This is a genomic window from Nitratireductor sp. XY-223 (genome assembly GCF_004959855.1).
GTDB lineage: Bacteria > Pseudomonadota > Alphaproteobacteria > Rhizobiales > Rhizobiaceae > Hoeflea_A.
In genome coordinates, this window is the sequence record NZ_SPNT01000011.1 from 37,449 (window position 1) to 49,962 (window position 12,514).

Below are 12,514 nucleotides of genomic sequence, written 5' to 3' on the forward strand. Positions count from 1 at the left end.
ATATCAAAGGGATATAGACAATTATGAATACAGAATCGGAAGTCGTATCCTTCGGCGGTGTCCAGGGCGTCTACAGCCATGCCTCGACAAGCTGCGGCTGTGAGATGAAGTTTGCCGTTTTCGTGCCGCCGCAGGCAAAGCAGCACGCCTGCCCGGTCGTCTGGTATCTGTCCGGACTGACCTGCACCCACGCCAATGTGATGGAAAAGGGCGAATACCGACGCCTGGCGGCGGAGCTCGGCCTGATCGTCGTTTGCCCGGACACAAGCCCCCGCGGCGCGGTTCCGGACGTCGATGACAACTGGCAGATCGGCAAGGGTGCCGGCTTCTATGTCGACGCCACCCAGGAGCCGTGGTCGCAGAACTACCGCATGTACTCCTATGTCACCGAGGAACTTCCGGCGCTGATCGCGGAGAATTTTCCGGCCGATATGGAAAGGCAGGCCGTTTTCGGGCACTCAATGGGCGGCCACGGCGCCCTGACCATCGCCCTGAGGAACCCGGATCGCTACAGGAGCTGCTCGGCTTTTGCACCGATCGTCCATCCCATGGGCGCGGACTGGTCCATCGGCGCCTTCCGCGCCTATCTGGGCGATGACGATAACCTGTGGCGCGAACACGACGCCTGCGCGCTCATCGAGGACGGTGCCCGCTACCCGGAGTTCCTGGTGGACCAGGGGAGCGCCGACGGATTTCTCGACGAGGGGCTGCGCCCATGGCTATTCGAGGAGGCCTGCAAAGACACGGGGATCGGCATCACGCTGCGCATGCAGCAGGGCTACGATCACTCGTACTATTTCATATCGAGCTTCATGGACGACCACCTGCGCTGGCATGCGGAGAGATTAGGCTAGAGCGGTTCGATATCGCCGCGTTCCCATTCTGCCTGCGTCTGTGCCATGAAGTCGGCGTAGCATCCCGCCTCGATCGCATCCCGGATACCCTGCATGAGCTGCTGGTAATAGGCCAGGTTGTTCCAGCTCAAGAGCATGCCGCCCAGCGCCTCGTTCGAGCGCACGAGATGATGCAGATAGGCGCGTGAATAGTCGCGCGCCGCAGGACAATCGGACTGCTCGTCGAGCGGACGGGTGTCTTCCGCGTGGCGGGCGTTGCGCAGGTTGATCTTGCCGCGGCGGGTATAGGCCAGGCCATGGCGGCCGGCACGGGTCGGCATCACGCAATCGAACATATCGATACCACGCGCCACCGATTTCAGGATGTCGTCGGGCGTGCCGACGCCCATCAGGTAGCGCGGCCTGTCTTCCGGCAGCAGCGGACAGGTGATGTCCAGCATCGCCAGCATGACCTCCTGCGGCTCGCCGACTGCCAGCCCGCCGATGGCATAGCCTTTGAGGTCCATGTCCTTCAGTGCCGTCGCCGAGCGCTCGCGCAAGTGGACCACGTCACCGCCCTGCACGATGCCGAACATCGCCCTGCCCGGCTGGTCGCCGAATGCCTTCTTGCAGCGCTCCGCCCAGCGCAAAGACATCTCCATGGATTTCTCGATGGCCTTCTCGTCGGCCGGCAACCGGACGCACTCGTCGAGCTGCATCTGGATGTCCGAGCCGAGGAGCCCCTGGATCTCGATCGAGCGTTCCGGCGACATTTCATGTTTCGTGCCGTCAACGTGGGACTGGAAGGTCACCCCCTTTTCGGTGATCTTGCGCAAACCCGCGAGCGACATGACCTGAAACCCGCCGGAATCCGTAAGGATCGGATGTTCCCAGCGGCAGAATTCGTGCAGGCCGCCGAGGCGCGCGATCCGCTCGGCACCGGGCCGTAGCATCAGGTGATAGGTATTGCCCAGGATGACGTCGGCGCCGAGCGCACGGACCTGGTCCATGTACATGGCCTTGACCGTGCCGCCGGTGCCGACCGGCATGAAGGCGGGCGTACGGATTTCACCGCGCGGCATGGTGATCGAACCGCGCCGGGCGGCCCCGTCCCGGGCCAACAGGGAAAACTGGAAATTCTCGGTCATTTGGTTGCCTCGTCCGCCCGCACGAGCAGGCTCGCGTCGCCATAGGAATAGAAACGATAGCCGCTGTCGATCGCGTGTCGATAGGCGTTGCGCATGGTCTCATAGCCTGAAAACGCGCAGACAAGCATAAAGAGGGTCGAGCGGGGCAGATGGAAATTGGTCATCAATAGGTCAACGAAGCGGAAGCGGTAGCCGGGCGTTATGAAGATATCGGTGGACCCGCGCCAGGGGTGGAGGGTGCCGGCCTCGTCGCTGGCGCTCTCCAGGAGGCGCAGAGACGTCGTGCCAACGCAGACGATCCGACCGCCCCGCGCCTTGATCGCATTGAGCGCACGTGCGGTCTCCTCCGACACCTCGCCGATCTCGGCGTGCATGACATGATCGTCCGTATCGTCGGCCTTGACCGGCAGAAAGGTCCCGGCCCCGACATGCAGGGTGACGAAGTGACGTTCGATCCCGGACCTTTCCAGGCGCGCGAACAAATCATCGGTGAAATGAAGACCGGCGGTCGGAGCCGCAACGGCGCCGTCCTGGCGCGCATAGACGGTCTGGTAATCCTTGCGGTCGCGGTCATCGTCCGCCCGCTTCGAGGCGATGTAGGGCGGCAACGGCACGTGCCCGGAGGCCGCGATCGCCTCGTCGAGCGCAGCGCCCGACAAATCGAATTTCAGGTCGACCTCGCCGGCTTCGCCCTTTGCTTCGATCACGCCGTCCAGGGAGGTTCCGAGGCAGGCGTTGTTCTGATCCCCGAAACTGAAGCGGTCACCGGCCTTCAGGCGTTTTGCCGGGCGGGCGAATGCTTTCCACCGGTCCGGTGCGATGCGCATGTGGAGTGTCGCGGAAATCCTGGTGACGGCATCCTCCCCGCGGCGCCGGACACCTTCCAGCTGCGCCGGAATGACCTTCGTGTCGTTGAGCACCAATGCATCGCCGGGCCGCAAAAGGTCCGCCAGATCCGTTACTGTGCAATCGGAGAGCCCTTCCGCAGGATCCACGACGAGCAGCCTGGCGCTGTCCCGCGGGGTCGCGGGGCGCAGCGCGATGGCGCTGTCGGGCAAATCGAAGTCAAACAGGTCGACGCGCATGAAACCGGCTCAGCAACAAACAAGCGCCCGCCTCAAAGAAGCGGGCGCAGCCATCTTTACTGCCGATCGGGCTAAATGTCAGCGGCGACGCGCATCGTCGTGATGCTGTCGGGATCCTGAACGGGCTCGCCGCGCTTGATCTGGTCGACCACGTCCATGCCTTCGATCACCTGGCCCCAGACGCTGTACTGCTTGTTGAGCCACGGCGCCTCGTCGAAGCAGATGAAGAACTGGGAATTGGCCGAGTTCGGGTTCTGCGAGCGGGCCATCGAGCAGGTACCACGCACGTGGTTCAGGTTGGAAAATTCGGCCTGGAGGTCCGGCTTGTCCGAGCTGCCCATCCCCGTGCCCGTCGGGTCGCCCGTCTGGGCCATGAACCCGTCGATCACACGGTGAAAGACAATGCCGTCGTAGAAGTTCTCCCGCGACAGCTCCTTGATCCGGGCAACATGATTTGGCGCAAGGTCGGGCAGCAGTTCGATGACCACCCTGCCCTTGCTGGTTTCCATGACAATCGTGTTTTCCGGGTCTTTGTACTCGGCCATGACGACCTCCTTGTTTTTGGTTTATTCGCCGACGCGAACCTTGATCATGCGATCCGGGTTCTGGACGGCACCATTGGCCGCGTCGTCACCGCGCTTGATGTTCCTGATAAGGTCCATCCCGTCCACAACGCGGCCGAAGACGGTGTATTTGCCGTCCAGCGAACCGACACGTTCGAACATGATGAAGAACTGCGAATTGGCGGTGTTGGGGTGGCTTGAGCGGGCCATGCCGACAATGCCGGGCTCAAAGGGGATATCGGAGAATTCCTGGTTCAGGTTCGGCTCGCGCGAACCACCGGTGCCGACCAGGCGCGCGTTGAAGCCGTCCTCCAGATTGCCGTACTCCACGTCGCCCGTCTGCGCCATAAAGCCGTCGATCACGCGATGAAAGGCAACATTGTCGTATCTGCCGGCATTGGCGAGGTCCTTGATGCGCCGGACATGCTCGGGCGCGACATCCGGCAGCAGTTCGATCACGACGTCACCGTCCTTGAGGGTGATGGTCATCTTGTTTTCCGGATCGATATCGGCACGCGCCAGGGAAAGAACGCCAATCGCAAGCAAGGCCGCTACGGCCAGTGGTCTCAAGGATTTCATGATAACTCTGTCGGTTCTCGGGATGGGTTCCCGGCTGCGACCCGGCGCCTCGTTCAGGATTTCCGTTCCTTCAGGGCCGCCAGGACGGGGGCCGGTACGAAAGCGCTAACATCTCCCCCCATTGCAGCGATCTGCCGCACCAATGTGGCAGTAATGGGCCGGTTGAGCGGGCTGGCAGGCAAAAAAACCGTCTGGATCTCGGGCGCCATTTCGCGGTTCATTCCGGCCATCTGCATTTCGTAGTCGAGATCGGAGCCATCCCTCAGCCCGCGCATCAGAAGCGTCGCGCCGCTGTCGCGCGCCGCGTCGATCGCAAGGCCGTTGAAGGATGTGACGGAAACGCGCTTCTCTTCGCCCGGAACGATGTCGGAAAGGGAGGCCTTAATCAGGTCGGAACGCTTCTCAACGGTGAAGAGCGGCTTCTTCGACGCCTGGATGCCGATACCGACGACGACCTTGTCCGCGACGTTCAACGCCTGGATGAGAACGTCCAGGTGGCCGTTGGTGATCGGATCGAACGATCCAGGATAAAAAGCAATCGACATGGGTAACTCGTGTCATCGATCCGCAATCGGATCCGTCCCGCCGCTTTTGTCACGACCTCGCGCCGGGTGCAAGCAAAACAAGCCGGCAAACGGGCCGCCGGAGCCTCACAGAGCCGTTCCCACCACATGAATGCCAGCTGAACGGCCGTTTCAGGAACGCTTCAGCAGCCGCTTCCTAATGTGTTCGGGACAATTTGAGAGGAATCCACAATGCTAATTTTATCTTTCATCGCTACGCTCTTCGTAACGATAAGCATTGCCGCCGCCGTCGTCCTGGCATCCGAACCGGAACAGAGGCAGCCGGTCCGAAATCCGCGTCGCCGCTGAGCGATGTCAATAAACAGGGGATCAGCCGAAGATCACAGGCACGTGTTCGCAAACGGTGCGCCGATCACAAGCCATTTGACATGCATTGAAGATGGCGTTGGCAGTTCCCATATCAAGTTTCAAGGGCGCAGAAAATGCACTCGATGGTCATTCGAAAATGACATCACGGAGACGAAAATGGTTACAGCGCTGACAATCCTGGCGGTTCTTATAGCCTCGATGTTCCTCGCGACCATGGGCGCGGCCATGATGGCTATGCACCGCGAGCAGGTTGAAGCGACCGAGAGGGCGCGTAGCAGGATCAAGAATTGACTGCTTAGTTTGATTTACCCAGGGACTCTTCTGACCTCCAATCAATAAAGTCCCCACCTGATCCGGATGGTTCCCCGCCATCCGGATTTTTTATGCCTCGTCCCCTTCATCTCCTTGGGACTGCCCGCCGTCCGGCGTGTCTTCTGTCTCGGCGCCATCGCCCTCATCATCTTCTTCTTCCGGCTCGCTGATGCGCTCCACCGAAACGACCTTCTCCTGTTTCGCCGTGGAGAAAATCGTCACACCCTTAGTCGCGCGGCTGGCGATGCGGATGCCCTCGACCGGCACGCGGATGAGCTGGCCGCCGTCCGAGACGAGCATGATCTGGTCGTCGCTCTCGACCGGGAACGTTGCCACCAGCGGTCCGATCTCGTCCACCTTGCTGGTGTCGGTGGCCCGGATTCCCTTGCCGCCCCTGCCCGAAATGCGGAAGTCGTAGGACGAAGAGCGCTTGCCGTAACCCTTCTCGCTGACGGTCAGGACGAACTGCTCCTTGGATTGCATGTTCTGCGCCATCTCCTCGGTGAATTCCTCACCTTCGCCGACCGACGCATCCTCGCCGACCAGTTCGACGTCATCGGCCCTGCTCCACTTGATATAGGCGGCGCGTTCAGCCGGGGTCGCCTCGACATGCACCAGGATCGCCATCGAGATGACGCAGTCGCCATCGGCGAGCTGGATGCCGCGCACGCCGACCGAGTTGCGGCCGGCGAAGACACGCACATCGGTGACCGGAAAGCGGATGCACTGCCCGAGCGCCGTCGTCAGCAGCACGTCGTCGTTTTCATCGCAGGTCTCGACGGCGAGGATCTCGTCCTTCTCGTCGTCGAGCTTCATGGCGATCTTGCCGTTGCGGTTGACCTGGACGAAATCGGAGAGCTTGTTGCGGCGAACCGTGCCGCGCGTCGTGGAGAACATCACATCGAGCTGGCTCCAGCTCTCCTCGTCCTCCGGCAGCGGCATGATCGAGGTGATCCGTTCGCCCTGCTCCAGCGGCAGCATGTTGATCAGCGCCTTGCCGCGCGATTGCGGCGAGCCGACCGGCAGGCGCCAGACCTTTTCCTTGTAGACGATGCCGCGCGAGGAGAAGAACAGGACCGGCGTGTGGGTATTGGCCACGAACAGGCGGTTGACGAAATCCTCGTCGCGCGTTGCCATGCCGGAACGGCCCTTTCCACCGCGGCGCTGGGCCCGGTAGGTGGCCAGCGGCACGCGCTTGATGTAGCCGGAGTGGGAGACGGTGACGACCATGTCCTCGCGGGCGATGAGGTCCTCATCGTCCATGTCCGGCCCGCCCTCGGTAATCTCCGTTCGCCGCGGCGTCGCGAACTCGTCGCGAACGTCCGTCAGTTCCTTCTTGACGATCTCCAGGATGCGGACCCGCGACGCGAGGATCTCCAGGTAATCCTTGATCTCGGCGCCGATCTCATTGAGTTCGTCGGCGATCTCGTCGCGGCCTAGGGCCGTGAGGCGCGCCAGGCGCAGCTCGAGAATGGCGCGCGCCTGCTCCTCGGACAGATTATAGGTTCCGTCGTCGTTGATGCGGTGGCGCGGATCGTCGATTAGCACGATCAACGGCGCAACGTCCTTAGCCGGCCAGCGGCGCTCCATCAGCTGGGTCCGGGCGGTTCCCGGATCCGGGGCATTGCGGATGAGGCTGATCACCTCGTCGATATTGGCAACGGCGATGGCCAGCCCGACAAGCACATGGGCCCGCTCGCGTGCCTTGTTGAGAAGAAATTTCGTGCGCCGGCTGATCACTTCCTCGCGGAAGGCGACAAACGCCTTCAGCATGTCCATCAGCGTCATCTGCTCGGGCTTGCCGCCGTTGAGCGCCACCATGTTGCAGCCGAACGAGGTCTGCAGCGGCGTGAAACGATAGAGCTGGTTGAGGACCACATCGGCGACGGCATCGCGCTTCAGTTCGATCACCACGCGATATCCGTCACGATCGGACTCGTCGCGGATGTCGGAGATGCCCTCGACGCGCTTTTCGCGCACGAGCTCGGCCATCTTCTCGATCATCGACGCCTTGTTGACCTGATAGGGAATCTCGCTGATGACAAGCGCTTCACGCTCGCCGCGGATCTGCTCGACGTCAACACGCCCGCGCATCACCACCGAGCCGCGCCCGGTATCATAGGCGGAACGGATGCCGGAGCGCCCGAGGATCAGACCGCCAGTCGGAAAATCGGGACCCGGGATAATCTGCATCAGCTCGGCGAGCTCGATCGACGGGTTGTCGATCAGAGCGACGCAGCCGTCGATGACCTCGCCGAGATTGTGCGGCGGGATGTTGGTGGCCATGCCGACAGCAATGCCGCCGGCGCCGTTGACCAATAGGTTCGGGAAGCGTGCCGGGACGACACGTGGTTCCTTGGCGGAAGCGTCGTAGTTTTCCTGGAAATCGACCGTGTCCTTGTCGATGTCCTCAAGCAGCTCGTGGGCGACCTTGGCCAGGCGCGATTCCGTGTAACGCATGGCGGCCGGCGGATCGCCGTCGATGGAGCCGAAATTGCCCTGCCCGTCGATAAGCGGAACGCGCATGGAAAAGTCCTGCGCCATGCGCACCATGGCGTCGTAGATCGCCTGGTCGCCATGGGGGTGATACTTACCCATGACGTCACCGATGATGCGGGACGACTTCACATATTTGCGGTTCCAGTGGAAGCCGCCTTCATGCATGGCGTAGAGAATGCGCCGGTGGACCGGCTTCAGACCGTCGCGCACGTCGGGCAGCGCGCGGCTGACGATAACGCTCATCGCATAATCGAGATAAGAGCGCTGCATCTCCTCCATGATGGAGATCGGTTCGATGCCGGATGGGCCGGAAGGCGGGGTCAGGGAATTATCGTGTTCCGACAAGAAATATGTCCGTCATATTTTATGGAATCAGTTGCGCCCCTTATAGACGATCAGCCCGTTAAAAGCCAACTGTAACGCGACAAATTCACGCTGGTTTTCTGTATATTTTTCAAATAGTTATATGCCCAAGTTTTTGTCACATGATATAAATTTGCGCAGGACCCGCGCAGACGGCGCAAAAACCGCCGATTCGGCCTCCGTGCGGGCTCAATTCGCACTAAAGACTGAAGGCGAAAACCAGCGGCAGGGCGACCAGGCTGAGCACATAGGTGGCAACGACCAGGCTTGATGCGACAACGCTGTCGCAGCCGTAGCGGGCGGCAATAATCGCGGCGAGCGTCCCGGACGGCATGGCCGCTTCAATGATCAGCAATTCGCGCTCGATCGGGTCCAGTGCGAACGCCTGTCCGGCAGCCAGAGCCAGCAGCGGCTCAAGCACCAGCTTCAGGCCCGCCACCAACAATATCAGGGGCGCCAGTTTCCGGAACTCGATCGGCCTCAGCATCAGCCCGACCGCAAAGGCAACCAGCACTGTCATTGAAGCGCCAATGGCGCCGATCAGCTCATAAAGGCTGTTGACGATCCAGTTGTCCCGATCAAGCTCAATGTAAGAAAACAGGACACCGAGCACCGTCGCGGCAAAGACGGGTGTACGCAGGAACCGAACAAACGCGGCGCCGAAACTGTGGTTGTTCTCAGCGTCGCGTCCGAAAAACATCGCAAGCATCACACCGAAGGTGAAAAGCGGCAAAACAACACCGAACTCGCCCATGGTGACAACCTTGCGCATGACCTGCGGGTCGTTGCTGTAGACATTCTGGATGATCGCATAGCCGAGCGTTGACGAACTGCCGACCCCGGCAACGAGCACCACGGAGCCAAGGACCGGCTTGCCGAGCTTCAACAGTCGCCCCAGAACCCACGCCACGAGCATGACGACCGAAATCGAGGTCAGGATCGAAAGTGCCGGCAGCAGGCCGTCGAGGGTGAACGGCTCGACGCTCAGCGACCCGAAGATCAGCGCCGGTAGAGCAAAATCCGTGACAAGGCGAGCAAATACGCCCTGCTCCTGCTGGCGGATGACATTTCGATTTCGCAGGAAGATTGCCAGCCCGGCAAGGAAGATCAGGACAAAGAAATGCTCAAGCGTCTTTTCTGTCAGCGTCACTGCTGCGCCCCCCGTGCAACGGCACTATAGGCCGTCCGGGCACAAGGCAAATAGAAACTAATGCGCAAAAGCGCGCCGGCTTACTAATTCTGATCGAGTTCGACGACCATCTCCTTGCCGCCGAGGCCGTGTACGCTGTCATTGCCGCGGACCGTCACGCTGGTCACGCCCTCGGGGATGGCAACGCCGGAAAGCGAACGGGTAAAGGGCTGTTCATTCTCATGCGGATGCGCGAGCACGCGTTTGCCGTAGACGGTGCCGTCCGGTCCGACGACATCCCAGCGGTCGGCGTAATGATCCCAGCCCTCGTCGCCGTGCAGCAGCGTTACGGAAAATCGCCACTCGCCATTGGACTGGCGCTCGGCCTTGACATCGACCACGTCAACCTCGCCTGCCATGCCGGACGCCGGAAAGCAGACCAACGACGATGCGATGAGCAGGGTTCGCAATGTTGAGATGCGGTGATTCATGGAAAGTCCCCAGGTGTTGAAAGTGCCCAACAATGCACGTGAACGCCTTCACCGTGAAATCAAATACGCGCGAACATATCCAGGCTGATCGTGTTGCCGGAATATGGCGGTCGATTGTCCTGTCCATTTGCGCGAAATCACTGCGGGTAGCTCGCCGCGACTGCCTTGGGCTTCAGCGGAAGCTTAAGTCAATCTTAAGACGCACATCAGCTTCAATTCATCCGGCCCGAATAGGGTGTGATTGTTCAACGGCACAAACAAACCCCTCCACCTGCAGGTCGTCCTGAAGCCTATGATGTATATGCGTATAGTCGCAGCGATCTGCGGAATACTGTTGAGCGCAGAGGCCGCAAGCGCGCACGAGGCCTGGCTGTTGACCCCAACGGAACTGGAAGCGCTTTCACGGTCACCGATCCCGCCGGTATTTTTAAATCCGCCCCTTCTGATGACGGTGTCGCTTTGCGCGAGCGTTTTTTTGTACGGCGTTGTTCTTGCAGAAGAAAGATACCGCTTCTTCGATTCTGCTTTCCTCTGGATTTTGAGAAAAGAAATGAAGGATGCGGGTCCGCTTGCCATCCGGCTGGGTATGGCTACGACCATCGGGCTCAGTGCCCTGGGCGCGCTTCCGCGCCATGGGACCAAGCTCTGGAGCGAGCCGACATTTTATGTTCCCGACATGATGCTCAGCACACTAAGCGGATGGTTTTGGCCGTGGTTGCTGGGAAGCGCCTCGCTGACGGTCTGTATGCTGCTGCTGCTTGGATTGGCGACCCGGTTCACCGCTATCGTCATTGTCCTATTGAGCATTGTTGGCTGCATACTATTCGGTCAAAAATTTACCCTGCATTACGCCGGTCATTTCATTGCACCGGCGTTGTTGCTCTACCATTGCGGCGCCGGAAAATTCAGCGTCGATAGCGCTTTCCAAATCGAATACCTCGACGTGCGTGGGTTGGCCGATCCGAGATTGTTCTGGGGAATTGCCCAGATTCTGACCGGTTTGACATTTGTGAGTCTGGCGGTCTCGGTAAAATTCCTCCAGCCAACATTGCTGATTGCAATTCTGGATCACGCCGAATTCAATTTCTTCAATATCCCGCTGCCAATTGTGGCGCTGCTCATGATGCATGTGGAACTGCTGGCCGGCGTGCTGCTGATTTTCGGCAGGATGGTGCGCCCAATCGCATTTTTCCTGCTGTGCGCCTTTACATTCTTTGCCGTTATTCTTGGAGAGAACCCCGCACTGCACGGCAATCTCTACGGGTTGATGCTTGCGCTCCTGTTATATGGCGGCAGTCCTCTTTCGGTCTCCCTTAGCTGGCGGCACCCTGAGCTGGCCAACCATCCCGGGAGGGCCTGATATGACGGCCCCTGCATATCGCGGTTGCGCCATGCAGATTGCCGTTGCGACGGCCTTCTTTACAGTCGCGTTGAACCTTTATCTCGCCGTAGCGGGAGCGATGGAACAAAAGCCCAGTGCCGTTTTTGCGGAAGTCTCCGAAGGACAAAAGGTACCAGAAATAAGTTTGAGGGGTGACATTGCCTCCAGCGGTGAGCGGCTGCTTATCATCGAGGCCAGCAATTTCACTTTTACCGATCTTTGCGTCGGCAAAACCGACGCCACACATATCGGGCACGCCCACATTCATCAGGGCGACCGGAAAATCGGCACGGCTTATTCCCCCATCTTTTCCCTGGGCACCCTGCCGCCAGGCACACATGAATTCGTCGTCACGTTGAGGACACGGGACCATCGGGCCATTGTCAGCGCGAAGGGACTGGCAATCGAGAAAATTACGTTTGTAGTGCGAGGCCCTGAAGGTAGTTTGGGCCAGTAACTCAACGGTGCTTCCGCATTTCCACAACGAAGAGGCCGGGATTCCCTGGGCGGTCACTCAAGGCACACGGACGCTGACGCTGTAATGGCGTTTGCCCGGTTCGTGTCTAGAACGGTATCTCGTCATCCATGTCCCGTGAGAAGCCGCCTTCCTGTGCCGGTGCCTGCTGGCCGTAGTCCTGCTGGTTGTCTCCGAATCCGCCGCCGCCTCCACCGCCGGCACCGCCTTCCGACCTGCCGTCGAGCATCGTCAGAGCGGAATTGAAGCCCTGGAGCACGACCTCGGTGGAATACCGGTCCTGGCCGCTCTGGTCCTGCCATTTGCGGGTCTGCAATTGGCCTTCGAGATAGATCTTGGAGCCTTTTCTCAAATACTGCTCGGCGATCTTGCAAAGGCCCTCGTTGAATATCACGACCCGGTGCCATTCCGTCTTTTCACGGCGCTCGCCGGTGTTTCGGTCGCGCCAGCTCTCGGAGGTCGCCACCCTCAGATTGGCGATCGGCCGGCCGTCCTGTGTCCGGCGGATCTCAGGATCCGCGCCCAAATTCCCGACCAATATTACCTTGTTGACACTGCCTGCCATGATCAATCCTCACAAATCCGGGCACACGGCCGACTGCCGAGCGGTATGCGCCCCCTTAATTCCGGGCGACAATAGACCATCAGCGAGCCCGTGTCCGCCGACAAAAAAATATCCACAGGAGCTTTTTTGTTCACATTATGTTCTAGTTGCACTATTGTGTCTTGTCAAATGATTCAGCTTGGGTCATGAGTGTGAGGT

13 protein-coding genes are annotated in these 12,514 nt (G+C 60.1%); 4 read left to right on the plus strand and 9 right to left on the minus strand.

Going from position 1 to position 12,514, the window contains the following annotated elements; all coding sequences use genetic code 11:
• The first annotated feature begins 23 nt into the window (after positions 1–23).
• A complete protein-coding gene (fghA, locus tag E4M07_RS24755; protein ID WP_136661103.1) occupies positions 24–854 on the plus strand; it encodes an S-formylglutathione hydrolase in 831 nt (276 codons plus the stop codon).
• On the opposite strand, the gene tgt is transcribed toward fghA, so the two are convergent.
• The 5 genes from tgt to coaD form a co-directional block, all read right to left on the minus strand.
• Positions 851–1,981, minus strand: coding sequence for a tRNA guanosine(34) transglycosylase Tgt (gene tgt / locus E4M07_RS24760; RefSeq protein ID WP_136661104.1), 1,131 nt, complete (start codon positions 1,979–1,981; stop codon positions 851–853). The genes fghA and tgt overlap by 4 nt on opposite strands.
• Positions 1,978–3,066: a tRNA preQ1(34) S-adenosylmethionine ribosyltransferase-isomerase QueA gene (queA, locus tag E4M07_RS24765; RefSeq protein ID WP_136661105.1), complete on the minus strand. Its 1,089-nt coding sequence runs from the start codon at positions 3,064–3,066 to the stop codon at positions 1,978–1,980. Before queA ends, tgt begins: the two co-directional genes overlap by 4 nt.
• Before the next feature lie 71 nt (positions 3,067–3,137).
• Positions 3,138–3,611 carry a peptidylprolyl isomerase gene (locus tag E4M07_RS24770; RefSeq protein WP_136661106.1) on the minus strand — a complete coding sequence of 158 codons (474 nt, stop codon included), beginning with the start codon at positions 3,609–3,611 and terminating at the stop codon, positions 3,138–3,140.
• A gap of 21 nt (positions 3,612–3,632) precedes the next feature.
• Complete coding sequence (locus E4M07_RS24775) at positions 3,633–4,208, minus strand: peptidylprolyl isomerase (protein ID WP_136661107.1); 576 nt, start codon at positions 4,206–4,208, stop codon at positions 3,633–3,635.
• 53 nt (positions 4,209–4,261) lie between these two features.
• Positions 4,262–4,753 carry a pantetheine-phosphate adenylyltransferase gene (coaD, locus tag E4M07_RS24780; protein WP_136661108.1) on the minus strand — a complete coding sequence of 164 codons (492 nt, stop codon included), beginning with the start codon at positions 4,751–4,753 and terminating at the stop codon, positions 4,262–4,264.
• Between the two features lie 504 nt (positions 4,754–5,257).
• Between coaD and E4M07_RS29900 the strand changes: the two genes are divergently transcribed.
• Complete coding sequence (locus tag E4M07_RS29900; RefSeq protein WP_271087436.1) at positions 5,258–5,392, plus strand: hypothetical protein; 135 nt, start codon at positions 5,258–5,260, stop codon at positions 5,390–5,392.
• Between the two features lie 90 nt (positions 5,393–5,482).
• On the opposite strand, the gene gyrA is transcribed toward E4M07_RS29900, so the two are convergent.
• The 3 genes from gyrA to E4M07_RS24795 form a co-directional block, all read right to left on the minus strand.
• On the minus strand, positions 5,483–8,236 hold the full coding sequence (gene gyrA / locus E4M07_RS24785; RefSeq protein ID WP_281404999.1) for a DNA gyrase subunit A: 2,754 nt from the start codon (positions 8,234–8,236) through the stop codon (positions 5,483–5,485).
• A 238-nt stretch (positions 8,237–8,474) separates the two neighbouring features.
• A complete protein-coding gene (locus tag E4M07_RS24790; RefSeq protein ID WP_136661109.1) occupies positions 8,475–9,425 on the minus strand; it encodes an AEC family transporter in 951 nt (316 codons plus the stop codon).
• An 83-nt stretch (positions 9,426–9,508) separates the two neighbouring features.
• Positions 9,509–9,823, minus strand: coding sequence for a hypothetical protein (locus tag E4M07_RS24795; protein ID WP_246660590.1), 315 nt, complete (start codon positions 9,821–9,823; stop codon positions 9,509–9,511).
• Positions 9,824–10,229: 406 nt separating this feature from the next.
• Between E4M07_RS24795 and E4M07_RS24800 the strand changes: the two genes are divergently transcribed.
• Both E4M07_RS24800 and E4M07_RS24805 read left to right on the plus strand, forming a co-directional pair.
• Complete coding sequence (locus tag E4M07_RS24800) at positions 10,230–11,255, plus strand: hypothetical protein (protein WP_136661110.1); 1,026 nt, start codon at positions 10,230–10,232, stop codon at positions 11,253–11,255.
• A gap of 1 nt (position 11,256) precedes the next feature.
• Positions 11,257–11,733, plus strand: a complete 477-nt coding sequence (locus E4M07_RS24805) for a hypothetical protein (protein WP_136661111.1) — start codon at positions 11,257–11,259, stop codon at positions 11,731–11,733.
• A 106-nt stretch (positions 11,734–11,839) separates the two neighbouring features.
• On the opposite strand, the gene E4M07_RS24810 is transcribed toward E4M07_RS24805, so the two are convergent.
• Positions 11,840–12,316 (minus strand): single-stranded DNA-binding protein, encoded by a 477-nt coding sequence (locus E4M07_RS24810; protein WP_136661112.1) that lies wholly within the window; start codon positions 12,314–12,316, stop codon positions 11,840–11,842.
• Positions 12,317–12,514: the final 198 nt, after the last annotated feature.

Excerpts from the sequence above, each read along its gene's own strand:
- fghA (WP_136661103.1), top strand. The coding sequence starts at position 24 with ATGAATACAGAATCGGAAGTCGTATCCTTCGGCGGTGTCCAGGGCGTC.
- tgt (WP_136661104.1), bottom strand. The coding sequence starts at position 1,981 with ATGACCGAGAATTTCCAGTTTTCCCTGTTGGCCCGGGACGGGGCCGCC.
- queA (WP_136661105.1), bottom strand. The coding sequence starts at position 3,066 with ATGCGCGTCGACCTGTTTGACTTCGATTTGCCCGACAGCGCCATCGCG.
- E4M07_RS24770 (WP_136661106.1), bottom strand. The coding sequence starts at position 3,611 with ATGGCCGAGTACAAAGACCCGGAAAACACGATTGTCATGGAAACCAGC.
- E4M07_RS24775 (WP_136661107.1), bottom strand. The coding sequence starts at position 4,208 with ATGAAATCCTTGAGACCACTGGCCGTAGCGGCCTTGCTTGCGATTGGC.
- coaD (WP_136661108.1), bottom strand. The coding sequence starts at position 4,753 with ATGTCGATTGCTTTTTATCCTGGATCGTTCGATCCGATCACCAACGGC.
- E4M07_RS29900 (WP_271087436.1), top strand. The coding sequence starts at position 5,258 with ATGGTTACAGCGCTGACAATCCTGGCGGTTCTTATAGCCTCGATGTTC.
- E4M07_RS24795 (WP_246660590.1), bottom strand. The coding sequence starts at position 9,823 with ATGGCAGGCGAGGTTGACGTGGTCGATGTCAAGGCCGAGCGCCAGTCC.
- E4M07_RS24805 (WP_136661111.1), top strand. The coding sequence starts at position 11,257 with ATGACGGCCCCTGCATATCGCGGTTGCGCCATGCAGATTGCCGTTGCG.
- E4M07_RS24810 (WP_136661112.1), bottom strand. The coding sequence starts at position 12,316 with ATGGCAGGCAGTGTCAACAAGGTAATATTGGTCGGGAATTTGGGCGCG.